Genomic DNA, 24,409 nt, shown 5'->3' with positions numbered 1-24,409 from the left:
AATGAGCCTCGATTTCGACCACCGTTCGAGCCGGGATATCGACCCTGCCAGCCGTGCCGACGACGCCACCGTTCATGCGTTCCTCAACTGCTACCTCCGTGAGACCGGTGACTACGAGGTCCACGATGAGCCTATGGCCGGGGTCGACCCCGGACCGGATGGATTGCTCCAAAAGCAACTCCCTGCCCAGGGCATCGACCTACTGGCACCCCTCGACTATCACTCGCCGACCGAGCGACATCTGTTCGACACGCCGGTGCGGTATCGGCTCCCCGATGGCGCGATCAATCCCATCGACGCCGCGACACTCGCCTCGTTCGTTATCAAAGACCTCTCACGCGCACGTGATGGCGAGTCCGTTCCGGACGAACTGCTGGAGCGCGTGCTCCGGAGCAAGCGGAACGTCGAATCGTTCGTCGCGAATCGGGTGGGCGACGAGGAACGGCTCTACGCCGAGCAGCTGTCGTTCCGCGACGCCGAGCAAGCCCTCATCTTCGGCCATCACCGACACCCCACGCCCAAGAGCCGACAGGGCATCGCCCCCCGGAACCGGGACACGTACGCTCCGGAACTTCAGGGGTCGTTTTCGCTCCATTACTTCCGTGCCGACCCCGACCTAGTCGCTGCGAGTTCGGCAGACGACCAGCAGGCCGCGACGTGGGTGAAAGACGCCCTGCGAGACGACCCCGAGGTCCCCGACCCCTTCGTCGCCGACCACGTCGACAGCGAGGACGTGCTCCTACCCGTCCATCCGTGGCAGGCGGCGTATCTCCTCGATCAGCCACACGTCCAGCGATACCTCGGCGACGGCCTCGAACACCTCGGCGCTACCGGACGGGAATTCTATCCAACCACCTCCGTCCGGACGCTCTACAGCCCTGACGTGCCGTTCATGGTGAAGTCGTCGCTCAACGTGAAAATCACGAACTCCGTCCGGACGAACAAGCGCCCCGAACTGGAGCGCGGTGTGGCCGTCGCGGAACTGCTCGACACCGCGTTCGGTGACGAACTCGCCAAGACGTTCCCGAACTTCGACATCGTCCGTGACCCCGCCTTCCTCGCCCTCGATATCGGCGAGGAGCGGGAGTCGGGGCTGGAGACGGTCCTTCGGAGCAATCCGTTCCGTGGTGAGTTGGCCGAGCGCTCCACACCGCTGGTCTCGCTCTGTCAGGACGCAATCGCGGGCCAGTCGCGTCTCGGTCGTATCGTCACCGCCATCGCCGAACGCGAGGGGCGCGAAACCCAGGCGGTCAGCGAAGACTGGTTCCATCGCTATCTCGAAACCGCGATCCGGCCGGTGCTGTGGCTCTATCTCGTCCAGGGCGTTGGCGTGGAAGCCCACCAGCAGAACTCGGTGCTCACGCTCGACGAGGACGGCTATCCGAGCGAGTTCCGCTACCGCGACAACCAGGGCTTCTACTTCCCCGAGTCGCTGTACCCCGATGTCGACGACTACCTGCCCGGCGTCGGCGTGCGGGCCGACACCGTCTGTGCAGACGCCATCGCCGACGAGCGACTGCGCTACTACGTCATCCTGAACAACGCACTCGACGTCATCAACGCGTTCGGGAGCGCAGGCCTGGTCCCGGAGCGCCGCCTGCTGGCGCTCCTCCGGGAGGAACTCGAACGCGCTCGCGAGCGTTACGGCCGACCCTCGTCGGACTTTCTCACGCCGCTGCTAGAATCGCCCACCGTCCCCTGCAAGGCCAATCTGCTGACGCGCTTCCGGGGACTGGACGAACTGGAGAACGACCTCGAGAACCAGTCCGTCTACACGTCCGTGAAGAACCCGCTCGTGACCGAACTCGACACATGACAGGACCTGACGCCACCATCGCAATGGACTACGACTACCAGACCTACAACAGGAGTATCGAGCAGACGATCTCGCTCCGACAAGCGTCTCTCGAACGTGACCTCGGCCGGCTCCACGCCTGGCTCGGGAGCGACCACGTGAAACCCTACTGGCAGCTCGACCTGCCCCTGCCGGCGTTCCGCGACCGGTTGGCGGAAAAGCTCGACGACGATTACCTGACGCCCTACATCGGGTGTCTGGACCATGTCCCGATGAGCTACTGGGAGTGCTACTGGGCGGCCGAGGACGACGTAGCGAACCACTACGACGCCGAGCCGACCGACCAAGGCGTCCACCTGCTCATCGGCCCCGAGAAATATCTGGGCCACGGCTACGCGCTCCCGCTGATGCGAGCTGTGGTCGCGATGCAGTTCCGTCATCCCGAGACAGAGCGGATAATCGCGGAACCGGACGCCCGCAACGAGCGCGTCATCCACGTGTTCGAGCAGTGTGGGTTCGAACCTCGCAAGGAATTCTACTTCGAGGAGTCCGAGAAGGACGCCCTGCTGATGGTCTGTGAGCGCGAGCGGTTCGAAACTGACGTGCTCGCCGACGCCACTGCTGCACCGAGCCAGGAGGTGAGCGTGGATGACTGAACAGAACATCCACGACGTCGTCGGCGTCGGCCTCGGTCCGTTCAACCTCGGCCTCGCAGCCATGCTCGATGGTGTCGAAGAAGACGTCGACGCCGCCTTTCTCGAACGCGATGCCGAGTTCCACTGGCACGAGGGAATGCTCCTCGACGGAACGACGCTCGAAGTCCCGTTCCTCGCAGACCTGGTCACGCTCGCGGACCCGACGAATCCCCACAGCTATCTCAACTACCTGCGGGAGACGGGCCGCATCTACGAGTTCTACTTCTATGAGACGTTCCAGGTTCCCCGCCGCGAGTACAACGACTACCTGCAATGGGTCGCCGAGAACCTTGATAGCTGCCGGTTCAGTCGCGAGGTCACTGGTGTCTGCTGGGACGACGAATGCGAACACTACGTCGTCGCCGCGCGGAATCCCGAGACTGGTGAACGCTTCGAGTACCGCGGCGAGCACCTTGCGCTGGGCATCGGTTCCAGACCACAGATTCCAGAGCAGCTCCAGGGCCATCCCGAGGAAGACGTCGTTCACACCGCCCGGTACCGCTACAACCGCGAACGTGTGCTGACGGCCGATTCAGTCACCGTCGTCGGGTCCGGACAGAGCGCTGCGGAGGTGTTCCAGGACCTGCTTCAGCGCCAGAAAGCCAACGACTATCGGCTCGATTGGCTGACGCGCTCGGACGGCTTCTTCCCGATGGAGTACTCGAAGCTGGGACTCCAGCATTTCACTCCCGAATACGAGCAGTACGTCTACGACCTTCCTCAGGAAGTCAAAGATGACCTCATTCCGAACCAGGACCTACTCTACAAGGGCGTCGACCCGGACACGAGCGCGGAGATCTACGACCTGCTCTATCGCCGTTCCATCGGCGATCACGACCCCGACGTGGGACTCTTCGCGATGACCGACGTGCAGGACATCGAGTCCGTGGGCGAAGCCTACGCACTCGACTGTCACCAGTGGCAGACCGAGGAGTCGTTCGTCCACGAAAGCGAGGTCGTCATCCTCGGGACCGGCTATGAACGGCCCATCCCCGGCTTCCTCGAACCGCTCGAAGACGCGATCAACTGGGACGACAAGGGCCGGTTCGAAGTGACTGAGGACCACCGTCTCGATATCGCTGTCGGGGGTGACGTCTTCCTCCAGAACGCCGAACTCCACACCCACGGCGTCGGCGTGCCTGACCTCGGTCTCGGCTGCTATCGCAACACGAAATTCGTCAATCGACTCGTCGGCCGCGAGGCCTACCCCGATGACACCGACACGGTCTATCAGGACTTCTCGCTCGACCAGTTCGTCGAACACGCGCCCGGCACCTCCCGCGAACGCGGGAGCGAACCACTGCCGCAGAACGACTAACCATGAATCCGAACGACACCACCCTGCAGGACGCACTGGACGCTGAGATCTGGGAGACCGTCGAACGCCGTCTCCTGACGAAGATGCTCGAAGAGTTCGCCTACGAGGAGATTATCACACCCCGGAAGGTCGAAGCAGGCGATGGCAGCGCGAGTTACCGCTTCGAACTCGGAGATACGAGCTATCGCTTCGAGGCGACCGAGCGGCTGATGGAAAGCCTGTACGTCCACGGCGACACCGTCGAACGCAACACGGATGGAACGTGGACGTCCATCGGCGACCCCCTTCAGCTATTGCGCGACCTCGGTGAGACGACCGACCTTGACGGACTCACTGAAGGGAACCTCGTTCGCGAGTACAAGCGAACGCTACTCGCCGATGCTCATATCGAGGCGCGCAGGCGGGACCGCGATGAGTTCGACCCCTTGGACCTCGATTACGCCCATCTCGAAGGCGAGATGGAAGGTCATCCCTGGATCACCTACAACAAGGGCCGGCTCGGCTGGGGCTATGACGACTACAAGCAGTACGCGCCCGAGCGCAAGGAGTCGGTGACGCTCTCGTGGGTCGCCGTTCGCAAGGAGAACTCGACGTTCGTCGGGACCGAGCAGGTCGACCACGATTCGCTCGTGCAGTGCGAACTGGGCGAGTATTATGACGAGTTCATTGACCGGCTCGCATCCAAGAATCTCGACTCGGACGCCTACTACTTCATGCCTGTCCACGACTGGCAGTGGGAGAACAGCATCGTCCCGCTGTTCCCCGACCACATCGCCGCGGACGATATCGTCCCACTCGGCGAGGGCCCTGACGAATACCTGCCACAGCAGTCGGTTCGCACCTTCGTCAACGTCGATAACGAAGAGAAACACCACGTGAAAGTCCCGATGCGGATTCTCAACACGCTGGTCTGGCGGGGGCTCCCCGGCGAGCGGACCGAACTCGCCCCGACCGTCACCGAGTACATCAAAGGCATCTACGAACAGGACGAATTCCTCCAAGAACAGGGACTCATCCTCCCAGGGGAGATCGCTGGTGTCAACTACGACCACGCTGATTTCACCGACATCGACGGGTCGCCCTACCAGTATCACGAACTGCTGGGGGCAATCTGGCGTGAGTCCATATACACCTTCCTTGAGGAGGATGAGGAAGCTATCACGCTCTCGTCGCTGATGCACGTCGACAGCGATGGCGAACCCTACATCTCTCAGCTCGTCGAGCAGTCGGGCCTCACACTCGATGAGTGGCTCGCGGAATTCTTCGACACGGTACTGCCGCCCCTCCTCCACTTCCTCTACCAGTACGGGACGGTTTTCTCCCCGCACGGGCAGAACACGATTCTCGCCGTCGAAGATGGCGCTCCGTCCCGCCTGGCCGTCAAGGACTTCGTCGACGACGTGAACGTGAGTGATCAGCCACTCTCCGAGCTGGAAGCACTTCCCGATGAGATTCACGACGTGCTCCGAAAGGAGCCACCGGAGGGGCTTTGCCAGTTCATCTTCTGTGGACTATTCGTCTGTGTCCTTCGGTATGTCGCGGACCTCCTCGAAGAACACGAGGACTACCCTGAAGAGCAATTCTGGACACATGCACGTGAGACGATTCTCGACTATCAGGCGGCGTTCCCCGAACTGGAGGAGCGGTTCGAACTGTTCGACCTGCTCCAGCCGGAGTTCATGAAGCTCAGTCTCAACCGAAACCGCATCTTCGACTACGGCTACGACGACGCGCCTGGTCGTCCCCACGCTTCCGAACACGGCACGGTGACGAATCCACTTCACGTGGTCGCTGACGACGCACCGGATGCTGCTGAACAACCGAGTCCCGCTGACGACTAAGGGATGATCGGCGCGGTCACACGGCGGCTCCAGAACGCATATCGTCACCGACGAGGAGCCGCCGCTGTGGACGCGCTCGTTCCTCCTCGTTTGCGGGGCGCAGTTGCTCGCGTACAGCAGCTATGCAGCGGTTCACCCGATTTTCGCCGTCTATCTGGAGTCGCTAACGCACAGCGAGTCGCTCATTGGCGCTGCCTTTGGCGCGTTCACGTTCGCAGCCGTTGTCGCGCGACCAGTCGCTGGATGGCTACTCGATCGGGTTGGTCGCCGGGGTGTCCAAGCCATCGCTGCCATCGCACTCGCAGGTGCGACTCTCTCGTTCGCGTGGGCGACCGTCATCTGGGTCGCAATCGGGCTGCGGGTACTCCACGGGCTCACCTAGGGCGCCAGCAGTACCGCGACACCGACGATTGCTGCCGACGTGGTACCGGACGCCCGCCAGTCCGAGGGGTTCGCGTATTTCGGTATTGTCCCGAACATCGCGCTGATGGTGCTTCCACCGGCCGGACTCTGGATAGCGCACCAGTACGGATTTTCCGACGCAATTTGCTTTCGCAGCACTGCTTGCGCTTCTCGTGTTGGGCCCGCTGGTCGCGCTTGAGGAGACAACACCGCCCGCAACCAGTACCGGTGAGTTCTATGCGCCGGAAGCGTTGCCGGCCGCATTACTGGTCGCACTCGCGAGTGTTCCTGTCGGCGCCATCGACGCACTCATCCCGCTCTATACCCCCACCGTCGGCCTCGGAAACTCGGGGTTCTTTTTCACGGCGATGGGCGGGGCGATTATCCTCGCACGCGCAGTCCGGGGCCAACTTCCAGGGTCGGTACCGGTCGTACTCTCGGCGTCGTTCATCTGTCAAGCCGCTGGGCTGGTACTTCTCGCGCTCGCTCCTCGCCTCCTTGTCGTCTCTGGGCACCCACTCGGGTTGCTCGCAGGTGCCGGGCTGTTCGGGGCCGGGTTTGCACTCGTTTTCCCACTCCTACAGAGGGTCGCCATTGTTGCCACACGGGACACCCAGAATGGAAGCGCGACCGCAACCGTCCTCATCGGGATGGACATCGGGATTGGTGTGGGGGTGATCGGGTTCGGTGTCCTTGGAAATCACGTCGGATTCGAGCTAATGTATGCGACCGCAGCAGTCGTTTCACTTCTCGGAATGCTGGTGACCGCTCTGGTTCGGCCAGGTGATTCAGTGGGCTAGTTATTCGACCACCGAGCAACTGATAACGACAGTCCCTGGAGTTGTCGACTGCTGCATACACCCTCTATAGTCAGCATGCTCCTTTTGACAGATGTTGAGTAGATCGTCAAGAGTATGCTAAATACAAGGAGCGTATCGGACACGGGGGCGGGAGCGATGCGCGGTTGAATGAAGCGCTATATACCGCTTACACCCTCTTAAATACTGTTCGCTACTGAAAGGTGGAATTTAAAGTAGGCACGGTCACTCGAAGGACCCACTTGGGTCCCATGACCTACGCAGTTACTTGTTCAGAATGTGCTCTCGAGTGCGAGATTGCGGGGGAAGACGCCATGCTCGAGTTCCAAGAAGAACACCGAGCAACGTACGGTGAGAAGCACATCCTCGAATTTGAGCTAATTCATTAGCAGGTTCTACTGAGCGACTGTTTTGTCGTTGACAGCCTGAAACGAACGACGACCGTCTACTGCACACATACCGTGATTATTCTCAGTATTGTCGGTGTCAGAGCAATCTGGCGTGCAAGATACACGCTCTGTATCAGCAAACGGCTTTTTCCAGATCCCGGAAGGATTGATAGTCGTTCCAGAAACTGCTTCCTCTGACCGTAGAAATCTCCATCCCCCAAGCCTACCGACGCTACACCTAACATCGTCTGCGTCGACCTCTCTCGTATGTGCGGCCGCACGTCATTAGCAATCGACCCAGCGGTCCTGATGGAGCGCTTCGACGCGACGCCCGCCGAGGACGTCACCATCCGACCGCGATACAACATCGCCCCGCGGGACGAGTTGCTCGCCGTTCAGAACGACGCCCCCCAGGAGTTCGACCTTTTGGAATGGGGCTTCCTGCCACAATGGGCAGACGACCCCGAGGATGTTCCCCGGCCAATCAACGCCCGCTCGGAGACGGTCGCCGAGAAGTCGATGTTCCGCGAAGCCTTCGAACAGCGCCGCTGTCTCCTCCCCGCCGACGGCTTCTACGAGTGGAAAGGAACGCGTGGGTCGAAGCAACCGTATCGGATTGAGCGCCCCGACCGCTCACCCTACGCGTACGCAGGATTATGGGAGACGTGGACGTCCGCAGAGGGCGATCCACGCGTCACCTGCACCATCCTCACCACCGAGGCAAACGAGGTGGTCGAACCAATCCACGATCGGATGCCGGTTATCCTCGAACAACAGCACGAGGAGACGTGGCTCTCCGGTGGATCCAAAGATGAGTTGCAGTCGGTGCTGAAGCCGTACCCGAGCGATAAGCTTCACGCCTACCCCGTCTCCAAACGAGTGAACAGCCCAGGGAACGACTCCGCGGAGCTACTCGACGAAATCGACATCGGGGAGCAGTCCGGGCTCGGTGAGTTCGGGGGGTAACTCGAATCGGGCGAACCACAGTTGTATCGGTCGCGAATGCACTGAATGATCGGTTGCCGAATCAGACATTCCGGCAACAGCGTCCGTAAGCGAGTCAGGACAGCCGTGCGTATCGAGACCTGCCGGAGTGGTCTACTTCCACTCGCGATATTTGCCAAATTTCTCCCCACCGTTTCCACTAGAGATTCCACCGACTGCAGCGCCATACCAGTACCCGAGACGCAGATTGACTCCGGGGTGTCTGGGTACTTTCACTTCCACCGACCTTCCATGGCTGACGTACAAGCGGTCATGGACAGGATTGGTTGGTATGCACACCAGACGTCAAACATCCATCGATCTCCCGACACTCGATCCGGGAGTCTTACTGCTGGATATCGAGGGTGAACTCGGCCTGGAACCGCTTCACGCACTCGTCGTCGACGAACTGCTTGGCACCGATGGCAACGCCGTCTGGATCGACGCCCTCGGGCACGCTCGAACGACGACGTTCCGGGAACTCGCGCCGCATCGTGGCTACCTCGACCGGGTTCGCCTCGCCCGCGGGCACACTCCGTGGCAGCACGCCGCGCTCTTGGACCGCCTTCCCACACTCGTCGACGAGTCCACGTCGCTCATCGTCGCCCCCGCAGTGGATGGGCTCTACCGGACGGACGATATCCCTGAGTGGCAGGCGAAGGAGCTCCTCGTGCGGCGGCTCGCAACCCTCGCTGGCGTTAGCCGGACGCGGGACATTCCTGTACTCCTCACCCGGACGCACACCGACGGCATCTCCGAGGTGATCGGGAACGCTGCGCATCGCGAACTCGAGTGTACTAACACCCGGTTCGGTCCGCGCTTCATGGGCGACGGCCACGAGACACTCGTCTACCCGCAGGAGAACGGCTGGGTCCAGACGACCCTCGCATTCTGGCGAGAAGTGCTCGAACATCGTGCACAGCGCGTCGACGAGCCCGTGGCACCTGCGACGCCAGCGAGCGCCGTGGATGGCTCGGGGGGACTGTGAGATGGGGCGGACGAACCCGACGTTTCGCGATCTCGTTCGCACAGTCGAAGAGCGCTGGCAGGCGTTCAGACGGACGCTCCGACGACGGGATCAACCTCGGTTCGACCGCCTGTTCGAATACGTACGCGAGCACGCCGACGCAGGTGGGATTCTGAATTACGAGGACCGACTCGCCCCCATGCTCATCTCGATCGATCTCGAACAGGAACGTCGCCTCGACGACCTCGACGAGCGGGTCGACGCGCTCGAAGCCGACCTGAACGATGCCGAATCCGAGCATGCTGACCGCTGATTACCTCGACGGTGGGGGCATCCGCGAGTGGCACGTGACGGATGACGGCGTGACTACAGCGACGAACAGGGAGTATCAGCCGACGCTGTATCTCGGCGATTGCGTCTCGGACCTGTATGGGCAGTCAGGAGGACGGACCCCGACCGGCAGCAGTGACCGGACGACGTTAACCGAGGACCTGGAGGATCTCCGCGAGTGGCTGGCGACCCACGAGGCTGTCGCGTCGACAGCCGTCGAAGACTGGCGGCAGTCGTGGCGCACAGAGGAACGGCCCCTCCTTCGTATCGACGTTCACACGATCGACGCCGTGTCGTCGGTTGCAAACCGCGCCCAGCAGTTCGGCGACCCCGACGCGGTGACGTGCTACAACGTCGACCTCTCTCGCCAGTTTCGCTACGCGCTCGAGACGGGGACACCAGCCGGCCCGGACACCAGTCGTCGTGAGCTTCGAACCCTTCATCTCGGCTTCCCCGCTCACGAAATCGGGCACGGTGTCGACGCACTCCCGCAACTGCAGGTCGAGGGTGAACGCGTCGGGTCACATCCGCGTGCAGTGGTCGAGGCCGTTGGGGCACTCGTCGACGAACAGGATCCGGACGTGCTCGTCATGGACACCGCGGAAGTGGTTTCAGTCCTGTTCGAGGCAGCCGACACGTACGGACTCGATGAGTTCACCCTAGGTCGGAAGCCAGGGTGGGAGACGCTCGCCGGTGCCTCGACCTACCAGACTTACGGGCGAATCAGTCACTCGCCCGCCCGCTATAACGTCCCGGGTCGGGTGCTTATCGACCGCTCCAACACGTTCTTCTGGTCGCAAGGCGGGCTCGCTGGCTGTCTCGATCTCGTCGAGCGGGCGGGGCTCCCCCTCCAGGAACTCTCATGGGCATCGATCGGACGCGTTCTCACGGCGATGCAGATTCGCGCTGCTCGATCCCAGGGAGTGCTCGTCCCGTGGCGTCCGTGGCGACCGGAGTTCGTGAAACGGATGTCCACACTGGACGCAGCCGACCGTGGTGGTGCGACGCTCGCGCCCGAGGTGGGGGTCCACGAGGACGTCCACGAACTCGACTTCTCGAGCATGTACCCCAACATCATTCGGGAGTACAACGTCTCGCCCGAGACCGTCCGGTGTGGCTGTTGTGACGAGGAGACGGCCCGTGATGTCGTCCCCGAGCTGGGATACGCTATCTGCAAGAATGAGGGCTATCTGGGGGACATCCTCGGCCCACTCATCGATGATCGCGACGCGATGAAGGCGGCCATGGAACGAACCGACGACCTGGACGAACGAGTGCGACTCGAGAATCGCTCGTCGGCCATCAAGTGGATTCTTGTCTCGTGTTTCGGCTATCAGGGCCACGCGAACGCGAAGTACGGCCGCATCGAGTGCCACGAGACGATCAACGCCTACGCCCGGGAGATCGTCCTCGACGCGAAGGACGCCCTCGAGGCTGGTGGATGGCGCGTCCTCCACGGGATCGTCGACTCCATCTGGGTGACGCCAGCCGAGGGCGTGTCTGAAACGGATCGTCGGCCACTCGAAGAGATCGCCGCCGAGGTCAGTGCGAAGGTGGACATAGAGTTGGAGTACGAGGCGGCGTTCGACTGGGTCGCGTTCTGTCCCCTCCGGGAGTCCAACGCCGGCGCGCTCACAAAGTACTTCGGGAAGCGTCGAGGTGAGGCGCTCCCATCCAACCCAGCCAACGGACTGGGTGACGCGGTGAAGGTTCGGGGTATCGAATGCCGCCAGCACGATACGCCACCGTTCGTCGCCCAGGTTCAGCGGGAGTTGATCGCGACGTTCGACCGAACGCGTGATCCGGAGGTCGCTCTCGACGTGCTGGCCGCGCGGCTCGACAAACTTGCTGACGGTGACGTTGCCGTCGATCTGCTTACGGTTCAACAGCAAGTCTCGAAACACGTCGAGGAGTACACGCAGGAAACGCTCACCGTCTGTGCCCTCCAGCGGGCGAAGCGCCATGGGACCCCGCTTTCACCAGGCCAACGGATCGAGTACGTCGTCGTCGACGCTGATCGCCGTGGAACCGAACGGGTGCGACTCGACCACGAGCATGTCGACGACTACGATGCTGACTGGTACCGTGAGCAGTGCATCCGTGCTGCTCTGGGGATCCTGTCCCCGATGGGATACCGAGAATTGGGTATCAAGGATTACCTTACAAGAACGACAACTGCTTCGATTCAATCCTATAGTTGAACAGTGAGGACACTGCCCTCATGACTGGTTTCACTTGACCATCGAGACTTCAACTCGAGAGGTCGTCTACCCCTCCGATGGGTGCGGCGGCCGATCGTCGGGCACCGTCGGTTCGATCTCGCCAGCCTCGATGAGCGACTCCAGCGGGTGGTCGTCTACCTCCAACGGTAGGTCGACATCCATGCAGGCGACGACGTTATAACACGTGATTTACTCGTCGCGAGTAGATTCAGACAACCAACGATATTAACTCATATACGAGTCACAGCAGCCCATGGCCGGAATATGGGATATGACTATCACTTCTCTACCCGTAGATTCCAGCAACGCGAAGAGGTATTCAGCTGGTGTACAACGAACTTGCTGCCGAGCTGAGAGAATCGAACCTTTTTATGCTGGCAGCGGATAGACCCCGCCATGAGACAGGATCGGTTCGCCCTCGCTGCAACAACAAACGACCTCACTCAGGAAAAACACGTGAGGGATGTAGCGGATATCATCGAGTTCCGAATGGACAAAGCAGAGGATCCACTTACTCAACTCACAAACTACGACGGGAAACTTCCGATCATCGCCACGAACAGGGGCAAGTGGTTCGGTGGACAGGCATATGATACTGGACGGTTGGATTGTCTCTTCGCGGCCTCCAAGTTCGATGCGGTTGAGATGGTCGACATCGAACTGGAGACGGCACGAGGAACGGATTGGGTTCTCCCGGAATTTCGCGAGAACGACGTCGAAATCATAATTTCCTTCCACGCGTTCGAGGAAACCCCCGATCTGGAGACGCTCAAAGCGATTTTTAGCCAATGTGCACGTTACGGCGATATAGCAAAAGTAGCAACGTATGCCCAAAACCACTCTGACTCACTACGAATGATTCAGGCTGTGAACGACACAACGAGGGATGGGATGCGAGTCGCTGGCATCTCCATGGGAGAGGTTGGAAGCCACACTCGAGTCATCGCACCGCTCTATGGCTCCAAGCTAGGATATGCACCGTTAGAGTCGGACGAGAACGAGTACGCCCCCGGACAGATCCCAATTCATCAGCTGTCGTCTATGATTGAGACGCTCAAGGAGACCGATGGTGAGCTTTCTCAGTTCACTGGCGTAAGCGAGGACATCGCCCAGGTGTAGTAGATGAGAGTATCTTCAACTCTGAAGATCCAAACCTGAAATAGCTGTTCTAAACTGTTCTACAGAAAGCAGTCGCCGACGTATCTATTCTTCGGAGAGGATATGTGGATTGGTGATAGATTCGTGAAGAGACATATCCGGATCCACTTCGTCTACTTGTTCAACGAGTCCGGCGAGTTCCTTCAAGCCAAACTGACCAGGGGCAGCATTGTCTGCGTCCGAACGAAGCGGAGCAAACGCTAATTTCGAACCATAGCCAGGGGCAACGACTCTTGTGTGGCGTCCCACTTCACCCATTCCCACACCGCCAACAGTAATACCCTCAGATGTAGCATTCATGATAGCCGACAAGAGTGACACCGTATCCGCTGGAGTCTCAGCCATCGTTGCGATCTTGACAACGTCACCGTATTTGGCGGCATCTTCCACTATTGACAGTAGTTTCTCAGAACTTGGAGTCTCTGAGGAGTTGTGATAGAAGATGATGAGATCAACATCCGCATTGCTCAACCGTTCAACTTCCTGTTCATTCTCCCGAGCTGTATCATAGTCAATGAGCATTCCTTCGACTGAATCATGGGTTGTCGCTGCACGCAGTGCCTCGAGATCCGTCGTAGGATTGTCCTCTCTGGTTGCACCAGCTATCCCACTCGTTACAATGATGGGAAGTTCGCCCTGATACTCTTCCAACGATTCAAGATTGGTACTAGATCCACGTACGTTGTACTCAATGGCGTCAGCGTATGGTCGCGCCTCCTGTTCCTCTGACAACTCATCCACGAGTGCGACGAGGACGAGTTCGCTGAAATCCATAGAGGATGATTCTGACTACATGGATAAAAACGTTAGTCGCCGATGAGGAAGGCTTGTGAAATACAGTTCGAACACCGAAGAGGCCGCCTTAAGAGCGGTTTCTATCGATCGCAAGTCCCCATTTTGCATCTGTTTCGGTTGAATCGAAGGTGAGAATTGAAACTGGGAGTAGGCGTAGTTAACCCCTGGCCCCTCACCAGAGATGGCAGTTTATGCAACGACCAGAGAGTACACAATCGTTGGTTTGGAAAGAGGCATCAATGGCAGGTGTCGATAGTGAGGCTCAGGTCAGAACGATCCGACTTGAGCTCGTTGACGAACCAGGTGAACTACTGAGGGCCCTCCAACCAATCTCGGAGAATCGTGGGAACCTGCAATCGATATTCCATGAGCGAGGGAACATTACGCCACTCGGTCACATTCCGGTGGAAGTTGACGTCGAGGCAACCTCAGAGCAGTTCGACGCGATCGTCACTTCATTACGGGAAGCAGATATTAACGTCGTTCAAGCGGGGACAGAACGATATAGCGAATCGATTACATTACTCCTCTTTGGTCACCTTGTTGATACTGGTATTTCGGACACGCTGACGCAAATTCGCGAGCGAACAAATAGCTCGATAACGGCATTTTCACTCTCCTCTCCCGAGGGTACACAAGACGTCTCGAGCGCCCGTCTTCGACTCGGTACAGCCGTCGGTGAGGCAGAAAATACAATAGAAGAAATCAGACAAATAATGGAACAGAAAGATATTCAGATCATCGAGCCACTCGCGCTTGGCGGAGAAGCATAATGAGGATCGGAATCTTAGGGGCGGGGGTAGTCGGGTCCTCCGTCGCGGAGCTCGCCGAAGAATACGGTCACACGGTAACTGCTATCGCCGATTCGAAGAGTGCAACAACTGATGCCAATGGAATCGACGTGGAGGCGGTCCTCGAGAGGAAGAAGAATGACGGAGTCGTCGGGGATGAGCCCTCTGACTCCGCAATCGACGCATCTTACGATGCATTAATCGAGGCGACCCCCATTACGATCGGTGATGCAGAACCGGCGTTTAGCCACGTCAAGGGAGCCCTCGAACGGGATTGCCACGTCGTCCTTGGAAATAAAGGGCCAATGGCACAACGGTATCGAGACGTCCGAGCGTTAGAAGCCGAAAGCGATGGAGAGATTCGCTTCGAGGCGACGGTCGGTGGGCCAATGCCGGTACTCTCTACGATATCAGACCTCGGACCGGATCACGTTACGCGAGTCCGCGGCGTCTTCAATAGCCTCGCTAACTTCATCCTCTCCCGGATGACAGCTGAGGGTCTCGGATACGAACATGTTCTCGCGGAGGCACAAGATCTCGGTGTTGCCGAAGTCGATCCAACGTTCGACGTCGAGGGGACTGATGCTGCACTCACGTGTAGTATCCTCGCCAACGTTCTTACGCAGTCGGAACGCGAGTTCACGATCGATGATGTCCACGTTGAAGGCATCAAGGAGATTCCGGGGAGTGCACTCGATCTCGCTAAGGACGATGGACGAACAGTACGCCTCATCGGTGAGATCAGTGAAGACGACGTGCGTGTGGCACCGAGGCTCGTCTCCGAAAACAGTGCGCTCGCGGTCTCCGGTGCACGAACCGTCATCCAACTGGAGACGGAACATGCAGGACAAACACACGTGACCGGGGCAGGTGCTACAGGCCATGAGATCGCCACTGCCATTCTCGTCGACGTGACACGGCTCGAGGCGCCGTAATATCGATCCGCGAACGGGGAGAAATGCGGGTCGAGACGGACTTTCAGTCCAGTTTGACCCGGTTCCCCATTTCGAGTTCGCTTAGTTCACAGTTCGACGATCCCAACCCATTCGCCGAAGAGTTGCTGGTCGTCTGTCTCGGATTTCCACCAACCGTCGATTTCCACTATGTTGAATGGCGGTTTCCCGTTCGATTCGGTACTACACGCCCACCGTTTCCCCAGGCCATTACAATTGTATAACTGTAACCAACTGAGGCAGATCGACCTCCATCGAGTTCAACAGTTTTGAAATTTCGAGTGTCGGTGGGAAGCGGTCGTACTTCCGGCAGCCCCGCCCTCAATGGACAATATTATATACTATTGTGTTCGAATTTGTCTCATCGATGGCAGCGCAAAACGTTCTTGTGACGGGTCCGTTCGGCGAGGCCGGGGAAGCGATTCTCAACTACCTGGCTGAGAAGAAACGGTACGACTTCACGTATCTGGACCGGAACGACCATCCGGAATACGACACGCACGTCGCGGACATCACCGACTACGAGGCGATCCGGCCAGCTTTCGACGGGCAGGACGCGGTGATCCACCTCGCTGCACAATCCGACGCAGGTGCGGACTTCGAGGACGTCATCGAGCCGAATATCGTCGGCACATACAACGTCCTCAAAGCAATGAAGGAGGCCGACGTCGGGAAACTCATCTTCGCGTCCTCCCAGCGCATCATGGGGTTGTACGAGGAGGAACACGCCCCAGAACTCTACGAGGAGGATTATCCGAGCGAGTACGAACCGCTTCGACTCACCCACAAGACGCTCCCGAAGCCCGACGGTTACTACGGTGCCACGAAGATGTTCGGCGAGCACATCGGTCAGACGCATGCTCGTCGCGACGGTGCACCCCATCAGGTCTACTCGCTTCGTATCTCCAGCGTGCGGACGAAAGAGTACGATCACCCGTACGGCGATGCCGAGCGCGGCGTCGACCGTGGTGAGGAGTACAAAGTCGACGACGACGAGGTGTGGGACCAGTCGCAGACCGGTTCGTGGGAGCGTGGTAGTCAAGAGTATGAGGAAATGGAGAAGCGCCTAAAGGCATCCTGGACATCCCAGCGCGACTTTGCGAACCTTTTGGAGTGCTGTCTCGAGGACGAGGACGTCACGTACGACACCTTCTACGCGGTCAGTGGGAACGACGCTCGGTGGTTCGATATCGAGCACGCGAAGGCTGTGCTCGGCTACGAGCCACAGGATAACGGATCCGAGTGGGAAAGCCCCCCGAAGTAAACGGTACGAACTGAGCTGAATCCCGGGCGGAGTCGGTTAAGGACCGACTGCCTTCAACTACTCGTACTGACGGATTTTCAGCTCGATAATGTTCTTCGTGTTGAGCAGCGCCGGGGCGAGCTCCTCTTCGATTCGCTCAGGCGTGATTCGGCTGAGGGGACCGCTGATACTTATTGCGCCGAGGGCTCCGTCAGGTTCGGAGACGATCGCCGTACCGATGGCACAGACACCAGGGAAATGCTCTCCCTGATTAATCGAATAGCCCCTCTCCCGAATCTCCTTCAGTTCCTCGCGGAGGACATCCTCGTCGGTGATGGTGTCATCAGTCAGCGCCGGCAGCCCGCGTCTATCGATGATCTCGGTTACACGCTCCTCGGAGAACTTCGAGAGAATCGCTTTACCAGTCGCGGTTAGGTGAAGGTAAAAATGATCGCCGAGCGATGCGTCATCGTCGATCGACTTCGGACTCTGGGATTTGTAGAGCTGTACCGAGTAACCGCGTTCCTCGACAGTGACGTTGGTGTGTTCCCCGGTCTCCTCCTGCAATTCGTCGAGCTGCGGTTTGGCCGCCTGGTACAAGGCCATCTCGTCCCGACGTTCGCCGCCTGTCTGAAGGAACTCGAAGCTGCACCGGTATTCGTTGCCCTCCTTGACGATATAGCCAGTTTTGAGGAGGGTCGTGAGGTAGATGTGCGCCGTACTCACTGCGAGATCGAGGTCCTCGGCCGTCTCTGAGAGCGTCGAACTGTCGACTTGGCGGAGGTATTCGATGATCTCAAAGGATCGTTCCACGCTCTTCAGCCCCCGTCCGCCCGATTCGTCCGAATCTGCCATGCAAAGTGATTTTGTTACGTCCTCTTAAGCCCGTCGAGGGATTGCAACAATATTGAAATCAGACGTGAGTAGTTACTCTATTCCCCGAGAGTGCCGACGCTATGGGCCTGGGGAGAACCGTGGAACGAGGTCTTTCCGCCAATCAATTCGTCTAGAATCGCTTCGACCGCTCGAACTCTGTCAGCTACTGGATCGAGTCCTCGGGGCCAACGACCTCCATCCCCTCAAACAGTTGGTCGTAGCCGTTGAGCTCGTAGAGGTATTCCCCCGCTTCGACCTCCTCACGAGTCGTATCCTCGGCAGCGAGTTTCTGGTGAGCAAGTTCGAGGACTTTTTCCGCGCCGTGGCCAGGGATGACAGCCACTCCGTCGTCGTCGCCGACGACGATATCGCCGGGATCGACGCTCACGCCACCGCAGGAGATCGTGACGTTAATCGATCCTGGATCCTGCTTGAGGGGTCCCTGGGGGTTCACACCCCGACCATACACCGGGAACTCCATCTCGGCGATATCGCGGCTGTCACGGTACGCACCGTCGATGATGAGCCCCGAAAGCCCGTTCGCCTGGCAAGACCGACTCATGAGCTCTCCGATATGCCCGGTATCCGTGTAGCCATCACAATCGATGACCAGTACGTCCCCAGGTTCGGCCATCGTGATCGCCTTGTGGATGATCAGGTTATCGCCCGGGGCCGCTTTGACCGTGACCGCGGAGCCGGCCATCTCGACCCCGTCGAATGCAGGTCGAATCCCTGAATCCATGGTGAGCCCGATATTGCCGGTCACATCAGAGACGATCGTACTCGGAATCTCCTCGAATGATTCGACGAGATCGCGGTCCTGCCGCTCGATATTCGGTTCGACCGTGTGCATACGTTCGCCGATGGAAACAGCATCAATAAATCCACCGGTGATGGCCAGGGTGACGCACCTCATCCCGGTTCGAAAACCAGTCGACGGCACGCTTCTGAAGAGACGGCGATACTCGAACACGCAGCGTCTCCGTTACCCGCAGATACTCCGAATACGGGCAAACATCTTCGATCTCGTCGAACGCTAGACTGACAGTCAAGTCAGAACCTCTCTGGATTGTTCGGTTGATAATGGTGCTGACTCCCCTCGAAAGCAGTGTGAAAACGAATCGGACCGATCGAACGCGGACGCTTACTGCTTCTCGATGCCCAGTTCGTTGACGAGTTGGCCGTAGAACTCGTACTGGTCGTTGAGGAACTGCGTGAGTTCGTCACCGCTTCGCTGAACGCGGATGAAATCGTTGTTCTCCATGAACTGCACGAAGCTATCGTCTTCGTACACCGAACTGTACACGTCAACGAGATTTTGCTTGACATCATCGGAGATGTCTGCCGGAGCAAAGTGTGCCAGCCAGGAGCCGATTTCGATGTCGAGCCCTTCGTCCGCCAGCGTCGGCGTGTCGGGGAGTGCGTCGACTTGCTTATTGAACGCGACACCAAGGGCCTTCAGATTGCCGTCTCGAACCTGGGGTGCCGCTTCGGCTGCCCCAACCGCGGTACAGTCGACCTCGCCATTGGCGACGGCAGTCATCGCGGGGGCTGCACCCTCGTAGGAGATGTGTTCGACCTGGATACCCGCCTCGCTGGCGATACCCGCCGCGGCCATGTGCCATGAGGATCCGAATCCCGAGTTCGCCATCTGAACTGTATTGTTCTGACCGTAGGATCGCCAGTCGTCAACTGACCCGAACTCGGAGTCCTGGTGGACGATGAGCGCTGCCGGGAACTCCGTGTACTGCATAATCGGCGTGATGTCGTCGGGGCTGAGATCAGCGATCCCGAGGTGCTCGAACAGAGCGATTTCGGGCGCAGTGCAACCGAGTGTGTGTCCGTCAGGTTCGGCGTTGGCAGCGGCGTTCATCCCAACGGAGCCCGAGCCGCCGGTCTGGTTACTGACGTTCCACGAGACCTCAGTGTGATTCTCGGCCGCGTCGGCGACAGCGCGGCTGGTTCGATCGGCACCGCCACCTGCCGACCACGGCGCGATGATTTCGACGGGACGCGCTGGCCACGATTGTTCCCCACTGAGCTGGTCGAGACACCCCGCCGTTGACACGAGGCCTGCGGTTCCGACCGTCTTTACAAAGTTTCGTCTGTTCAGTGCGCTCTGACCGCCGTCATCTGCTACCATACCAGTCCCCCATTTTAGACCATGTATATTAAACCTTACTCATGAATAGAAGTTGATACCGTGACCGAAGGGGGACTTTCTTACTCCTCATCTGCACCGCTGTCTGGTGGTTCGGACCGCGTTCAGCGAGGTAGGGAGTCGGAACTTGGTTCATGCACCCTCAACCGGGTGACCGACCTTTGTGTGTAAACGGCTGTCCTGATGCCGGAACGTTATAATACGTGAATCTTGTTTCTCCTGTATGCGCGGGCTAGCAAAGACCAGCCGCGAGTCAGGAAGTATGGAACTCATCGACGTCCCGACGCCCAAACCGGCGTCGAACGAGTTGTTGATCGCGGTGGACTACGCTGGGCTCTGCGGGAGTGACGCCGGGATATATGAATTCAAGCCCGCGTTCGAGCGGATGAATCCCCCAACAATCATCGGTCACGAATACACGGGGAAAGTCGTCGAAGTCGGTGACGACGTCACGCAATTCTCCCCCGGTGAGCGAGTCGTCGAACGCCCGATCCACGGCTGCGGCGACTGTTACCAGTGCCAGATTGGGATGGAGAACATCTGTAAGAACACCGAACTCACCGGAATCGACCACGATGGCGCGTATGCGGGCTACATCATCGCGCCCGAAACGTCGCTTCAATTGGTCCCGGACGACGTTGAGCCGCAACACGCCGCGCTTGCGGAGCCAACCGCGGTCAGTACCCGTGCAGTCATCGAGAACTCGCGCGTCGGTGCGGGCGACAACGTTCTCGTCGCAGGACCCGGTCCGATCGGTTTGCTCACCGCCCAGGTCGCAGACGCACAGGGTGCGGAGGTCACTGTTGCTGGTATCAATCCGGACACCCGCTACAGACTCCCACTTGCAGAGGAACTCGGGTTCCCCGCGATTAACATCGAGGAGACGGACCTTGAGTCGTACCGAGCGGAGTACACCGACGGGATCGGGTACGACGTTGTCTTCGATACGACTGGCCATCCCTCCGGACTGTCGATGGCCGCCGAGGAAGTTCGGAAGGGCGGCCAGATCGTACTTGTGGGCCAGCCCGGCGAGACGACGATGTCCTATACCCCCTTGGTCCGGGCGGAGGTCGACATCCAGTGCACCTACAGCGCAATGTACCAAGACTTCGTCCGCGCGTTCCGTCTAATTGCCTCGGGAGACGTCGACCACGAGACGTTCCTCGACGATCGATTCAGCCTGCTTGAGGCCGATGAGGCGTTCAAATCATTCCTGGCTGGCGACACCTGCAAACCCGTCTTCGACGTCTCGGTCCTGCGCGAGTAACGCACATTCTTCCCGGCGATATGCAGCGTGCCAAGAAAATCGACCAGGGCCGTCTTGTGCTTCTCTGCGTGGAATTGCCAGGGAGAACGGTTCTGATCTGGACGATTTCCGAGGACACTATCCCGTACTTGGTAGCAGGTTACCACTGGCGCCATGACTGTTAACGCACCCGGAACTACAGGGGGTTCGAAGCGTGCCGACTCCCCCTTCAAGACTACCCGCTACGAAGGAGCGGGGACGCGTTGAGAACAGTTCGACTACGGCAGGCGGAAGATAATGACGGAATTCAGGCCGCCAGCACGTTCTATGGAAACTACCGAATCAGTCCGTCCGAGGATCCCACTCGTTCCATTCGCGCTCGGCGAGGAAGTTGTCGAGTTTCCCCTTCGGATCCTCGAACACGTGGGAACCGTGAAAGACCAGCAGGGTGTCGAAATCGTACTTCAGCAGGTTGTAGAGATTGAGTTCAGCATCCTCGTGGTTGTCGTTGAACAGCGCCGGCGGGGGGAGCAGATACCCAGCCGGCAGCCCGCCGCGGTCAGCACCATCCAGCGAGTCACCTGAAATGAGGATGTCTCGATCCTCGAGGAGCAGGGCGGAGGTCGCTTCCGTGTGTCCGGGAACCTGGATAACACGGATATTCCCCTCGAGCACATCATTGTCTTCGTAGGCGACGTCAGGTTCGATGTCGATCCCCTCCTCTTCGAGGTGGGTGTAGAGTTTCGTCTCGTCCGCCGGCATCAGGAGTTCGGGCGAGAATGCCTCCACGACATGGGCGAGACCCCCGTGATGGCCGTGATCTCCGTGTGTGAGGATTACCCGATCGACGGTTCCGTACTCTGATCGTAGCGTTTCGACGAGCTCCTCGCCGTTCTCATCGAACGCCGTGTCGACGAGTGTAATCTGCCCTTCCTCTGGCACATCCTTCAACACGAACACGCGTACGTGCTCGAACTGTATCTGGTCGATTCCCTCGAGTACGCTACTGAGACCCATATACGAATGCATGTAGTGATATTATCCTAATAAGGCTAGCGATGGGGCAACTGCTTGCACGAAGAATCAATTCGTTAACTGGTTGGGTCGGTTGTAGTTCAGTGGTGGCAATGGTTGGGGAGAATGTGGCCGAAACCGTCCATAGGCGGCAGTACCAGTACATTTATACAGTCATCTTCCGTGAGTTCGTGACACGAGCGTGGGATACTCATGATTAAACAACGGATAGTTGAGGTGGTTGACCGAACCTCCGCAAGTGCACTCTCGTCGAACCCCCTTACCGTGGGATTCGTACTCTTCTCGTTCGTAGTCATCTTTGCTGCGAGCAGATTCCCCGATCAGGGATTGGTCGGTCCCGGGTTCTTCCCGATTCTCATCTCCGCCGGGATTATCGTATTCGGGGTTGCCGAGATCCTGAGCGGAACGGAAACCGAACTTGAGACGGCTGACTTCAACTATGGACCACCGGTTATCGTGCTCATCCTCCTCGTGGCATACGTCGTGCTAATGCCGATAACCGGGTTTTTGGTTGGCTCGATGCTGTTCCTGCCCGCGTTGCTCTATTACTCACAAATCCGCTCAACGCCGTTCCTCGTTGCTCTCTCGATCGGCGTGCCCATCCTGCTCTTCTATATCTTCGGCCGCATCTTCCTGGTGCGACTGCCCGAGGGAATCATCCCCGTCTCCAGGCTGCTTCCCCAGATTCCGCTGGGGGTGGTGTTTTGATGGTACTGGAGTATATTGCACAAGGATTCGTCAACGTGCTGGACCCCGTCGTTATCGGGTTGATGTTCATCGGAATCCTTCTGGGGATTCTCATGGGGTCGATCCCCGGAATGACGGCGACGATGACCATTGCCGTGTTGCTCTCATTCACGTTCACAATGGAACCGGCGAACGGGATGATGCTGCTACTGGGTATCTACGGAGGGGCGGTCTACGCAGGGTCGATCCCAGCAATCCTGATTCGCACGCCCGGAACCCCTTCGGCGGCGGCTACGATCTTCGATGGATATCCGCTGTCACAGAACGGTGATGCTGGACGCGCAATCCGGGTCAGCACGGTCGCCTCGTTCATCGGGGGCGTGATAAGCGTCATCGCGTTGATGTTCTTCTCACCCGTGATTGCAAACGCGGCACTGAACTTCCGGTCGCCGGAGTTCTTCGCGCTCGCAATCTTCGGGCTGACGATCATCGCCAGTGTGAGCGGAGATTCGCTCACTAAGGGGATGATCTCCGGCCTGCTCGGAATGTTAGTTGCGACCGTCGGAATCGATCCGATCATGGGGTATCACCGGTTCACGTTCAACACCCCCGAACTACTCACCGGAGTGGAGTTCATCGCCGTAATGATCGGACTGTTCGGAATCGCCGAGGGACTTCGGAAATACGCTGGCGGAATCGACGAGGATCAAGAGACGATTGACCAAGAGATCACGGGTCTGTTCCCGTCGTTGTCGGATTTACGGGCAATCGCGCCCGTGAGTACTGGGTCGGGAATTCTCGGAGCGCTCATCGGAGCGATTCCCGGCGCAGGTGGTGATATTGCAGCGTTCATCACATACAACGAAGCGACACGGTGGATCAAGGATGCGGTCCCGTCGTTCGGGGACGGAAACGTTCGAGGCGTCGCCGCAGCCGAGTCCGGCAATAACGCGAGCACCGGTGGCGCGCTAATCCCGACGTTGACGCTCGGCATTCCTGGTGACTCCGTCTCGGCAATCCTCATCGGTGCGCTGTTAGTGCACGACGTGAACCCAGGACCAGGCCTGTACCAGGACGAACCTGAACTCCTCTACACGATCTTTGTCGGGTTCTTTATGATCTACGTGTTTATCCTGCTGGTAGGGCTACTTGGGGCCAACTACTGGGCGCGGTTGATCAATATCCCGAAGCAGTTCCTCTGGCCGATCATCCTGCTGCTCTGTGTCATCGGCGCGATCGCCCTTCGTGGGAATCTCTTCGATGCGTGGGTGATGCTCGGTGCAGGGTTACTCGGATACGCGATGCGTCTCCGTGGGTACCCATTAGCGCCCATGGTTCTCGGATTGATCCTCGCCCCGATCGCAGAGGTGAATCTACGTCGGTCGCTGGCCCTCTCAGGAGGCTCACCCGACGTATTCCTCACCAGCCCCCTCGCACTGGTCATCCTCCTCCTGAGCGTTGTGACGATACTTCTGCCGACGGCACGGGCCCTTCGGGCTTAGGACGACCCCGCCCCCGTTCCCTTAGAACAGCCGTACTCGAGCGCCGTTTGCTTAGTTTTCGATAGAGTTGTAACGATGATCTCTGCAGAGCTATCGGTAGTACGCCTCGCCTGATGAGAAGTCAGTCGTCTGCGGGGCCGTACCCCGTATTCACACTATAACTCACATGAGTGGATCGGTTGATCGATTCCATAAGTACGA

General features: G+C 58.9%; 22 protein-coding genes. 17 read left to right on the top strand and 5 right to left on the bottom strand.

What is annotated here, in order from left to right; genetic code table 11:
- Position 1 precedes the first annotated feature (1 nt).
- The 11 genes from HUG10_RS15980 to HUG10_RS15930 all read left to right on the top strand — a co-directional run bounded on the left by HUG10_RS15980 (position 2) and on the right by HUG10_RS15930 (position 12,880).
- Positions 2-1,816: an IucA/IucC family protein gene (locus HUG10_RS15980; protein ID WP_179171116.1), complete on the top strand. Its 1,815-nt coding sequence runs from the start codon at positions 2-4 to the stop codon at positions 1,814-1,816.
- Positions 1,813-2,451 carry a GNAT family N-acetyltransferase gene (locus tag HUG10_RS15975; protein WP_179170519.1) on the top strand — a complete coding sequence of 213 codons (639 nt, stop codon included), beginning with the start codon at positions 1,813-1,815 and terminating at the stop codon, positions 2,449-2,451. Before HUG10_RS15980 ends, HUG10_RS15975 begins: the two co-directional genes overlap by 4 nt.
- The gene (locus tag HUG10_RS15970) at positions 2,444-3,808 is read left to right on the top strand and encodes a lysine N(6)-hydroxylase/L-ornithine N(5)-oxygenase family protein (RefSeq protein ID WP_179170518.1); all 1,365 of its coding nucleotides are present in this window, start codon (positions 2,444-2,446) and stop codon (positions 3,806-3,808) included. Before HUG10_RS15975 ends, HUG10_RS15970 begins: the two co-directional genes overlap by 8 nt.
- 2 nt (positions 3,809-3,810) lie before the next feature.
- The gene (locus tag HUG10_RS15965) at positions 3,811-5,649 is read left to right on the top strand and encodes an IucA/IucC family protein (RefSeq protein ID WP_179170517.1); all 1,839 of its coding nucleotides are present in this window, start codon (positions 3,811-3,813) and stop codon (positions 5,647-5,649) included.
- A 103-nt stretch (positions 5,650-5,752) separates the two neighbouring features.
- Positions 5,753-6,031, top strand: coding sequence for an MFS transporter (locus tag HUG10_RS22210; protein WP_179170516.1), 279 nt, complete (start codon positions 5,753-5,755; stop codon positions 6,029-6,031).
- 193 nt (positions 6,032-6,224) lie between these two features.
- On the top strand, positions 6,225-6,851 hold the full coding sequence (locus HUG10_RS15955; protein ID WP_179170515.1) for an MFS transporter: 627 nt from the start codon (positions 6,225-6,227) through the stop codon (positions 6,849-6,851).
- A gap of 674 nt (positions 6,852-7,525) precedes the next feature.
- Complete coding sequence (locus tag HUG10_RS15950) at positions 7,526-8,224, top strand: SOS response-associated peptidase (protein ID WP_179170514.1); 699 nt, start codon at positions 7,526-7,528, stop codon at positions 8,222-8,224.
- Positions 8,225-8,534: 310 nt separating this feature from the next.
- On the top strand, positions 8,535-9,230 hold the full coding sequence (locus HUG10_RS15945; protein ID WP_179170513.1) for a P-loop NTPase family protein: 696 nt from the start codon (positions 8,535-8,537) through the stop codon (positions 9,228-9,230).
- Between the two features lies 1 nt (position 9,231).
- Complete coding sequence (locus tag HUG10_RS15940; RefSeq protein WP_179170512.1) at positions 9,232-9,522, top strand: hypothetical protein; 291 nt, start codon at positions 9,232-9,234, stop codon at positions 9,520-9,522.
- Positions 9,494-11,740: a type B DNA-directed DNA polymerase gene (locus tag HUG10_RS15935; RefSeq protein ID WP_246310167.1), complete on the top strand. Its 2,247-nt coding sequence runs from the start codon at positions 9,494-9,496 to the stop codon at positions 11,738-11,740. Before HUG10_RS15940 ends, HUG10_RS15935 begins: the two co-directional genes overlap by 29 nt.
- 510 nt (positions 11,741-12,250) lie before the next feature.
- The gene (locus HUG10_RS15930) at positions 12,251-12,880 is read left to right on the top strand and encodes a type I 3-dehydroquinate dehydratase (RefSeq protein WP_394354996.1); all 630 of its coding nucleotides are present in this window, start codon (positions 12,251-12,253) and stop codon (positions 12,878-12,880) included.
- An 84-nt stretch (positions 12,881-12,964) separates the two neighbouring features.
- On the opposite strand, the gene HUG10_RS15925 is transcribed toward HUG10_RS15930, so the two are convergent.
- The gene (locus tag HUG10_RS15925; protein WP_179170510.1) at positions 12,965-13,693 is read right to left on the bottom strand and encodes a type I 3-dehydroquinate dehydratase; all 729 of its coding nucleotides are present in this window, start codon (positions 13,691-13,693) and stop codon (positions 12,965-12,967) included.
- Between the two features lie 260 nt (positions 13,694-13,953).
- Here HUG10_RS15925 and HUG10_RS15920 point away from each other — a divergent pair, with 260 nt between their 5' ends.
- From HUG10_RS15920 to HUG10_RS15910, 3 genes are all read left to right on the top strand, one after another.
- Positions 13,954-14,487, top strand: a complete 534-nt coding sequence (locus HUG10_RS15920) for an amino acid-binding protein (RefSeq protein ID WP_179171114.1) — start codon at positions 13,954-13,956, stop codon at positions 14,485-14,487.
- Entirely contained in the window at positions 14,487-15,440 is a 954-nt protein-coding gene (locus HUG10_RS15915) for a 2-dehydropantoate 2-reductase N-terminal domain-containing protein (RefSeq protein ID WP_179170509.1), read from the top strand. Before HUG10_RS15920 ends, HUG10_RS15915 begins: the two co-directional genes overlap by 1 nt.
- A 385-nt stretch (positions 15,441-15,825) precedes the next feature.
- The gene (locus HUG10_RS15910) at positions 15,826-16,722 is read left to right on the top strand and encodes an NAD-dependent epimerase/dehydratase family protein (protein WP_179170508.1); all 897 of its coding nucleotides are present in this window, start codon (positions 15,826-15,828) and stop codon (positions 16,720-16,722) included.
- A gap of 57 nt (positions 16,723-16,779) precedes the next feature.
- Here HUG10_RS15910 and HUG10_RS15905 read toward each other — a convergent pair whose 3' ends face one another.
- The 3 genes from HUG10_RS15905 to HUG10_RS15895 all read right to left on the bottom strand — a co-directional run bounded on the left by HUG10_RS15905 (position 16,780) and on the right by HUG10_RS15895 (position 19,720).
- Positions 16,780-17,556: an IclR family transcriptional regulator gene (locus HUG10_RS15905; RefSeq protein ID WP_179170507.1), complete on the bottom strand. Its 777-nt coding sequence runs from the start codon at positions 17,554-17,556 to the stop codon at positions 16,780-16,782.
- A 184-nt stretch (positions 17,557-17,740) separates the two neighbouring features.
- Positions 17,741-18,430: a 4-carboxy-4-hydroxy-2-oxoadipate aldolase/oxaloacetate decarboxylase gene (locus HUG10_RS15900; protein ID WP_179170506.1), complete on the bottom strand. Its 690-nt coding sequence runs from the start codon at positions 18,428-18,430 to the stop codon at positions 17,741-17,743.
- A 291-nt stretch (positions 18,431-18,721) separates the two neighbouring features.
- Positions 18,722-19,720, bottom strand: coding sequence for a Bug family tripartite tricarboxylate transporter substrate binding protein (locus tag HUG10_RS15895; protein WP_179170505.1), 999 nt, complete (start codon positions 19,718-19,720; stop codon positions 18,722-18,724).
- Between the two features lie 241 nt (positions 19,721-19,961).
- Between HUG10_RS15895 and HUG10_RS15890 the strand changes: the two genes are divergently transcribed.
- Positions 19,962-21,005 (top strand): zinc-dependent alcohol dehydrogenase, encoded by a 1,044-nt coding sequence (locus HUG10_RS15890; protein WP_179170504.1) that lies wholly within the window; start codon positions 19,962-19,964, stop codon positions 21,003-21,005.
- Between the two features lie 321 nt (positions 21,006-21,326).
- Here HUG10_RS15890 and HUG10_RS15885 read toward each other — a convergent pair whose 3' ends face one another.
- A complete protein-coding gene (locus tag HUG10_RS15885) occupies positions 21,327-22,001 on the bottom strand; it encodes an MBL fold metallo-hydrolase (RefSeq protein ID WP_179170503.1) in 675 nt (224 codons plus the stop codon).
- 210 nt (positions 22,002-22,211) lie between these two features.
- On the opposite strand from HUG10_RS15885, the gene HUG10_RS15880 reads away from it, so the two are divergent.
- Together HUG10_RS15880 and HUG10_RS15875 are read left to right on the top strand one after the other, a co-directional pair.
- Complete coding sequence (locus HUG10_RS15880) at positions 22,212-22,727, top strand: tripartite tricarboxylate transporter TctB family protein (protein WP_179170502.1); 516 nt, start codon at positions 22,212-22,214, stop codon at positions 22,725-22,727.
- The gene (locus tag HUG10_RS15875) at positions 22,727-24,208 is read left to right on the top strand and encodes a tripartite tricarboxylate transporter permease (RefSeq protein WP_179170501.1); all 1,482 of its coding nucleotides are present in this window, start codon (positions 22,727-22,729) and stop codon (positions 24,206-24,208) included. The genes HUG10_RS15880 and HUG10_RS15875 overlap by 1 nt, the downstream gene beginning before the upstream one ends.
- Positions 24,209-24,409: the final 201 nt, after the last annotated feature.

Origin of the sequence: Halorarum halophilum, assembly GCF_013401515.1 — an archaeon.
Taxonomy (GTDB): Archaea; Halobacteriota; Halobacteria; order Halobacteriales; family Haloferacaceae; genus Halorarum; species Halorarum halophilum.
This window is presented reverse-complemented; position numbering and strand designations above follow the sequence as displayed.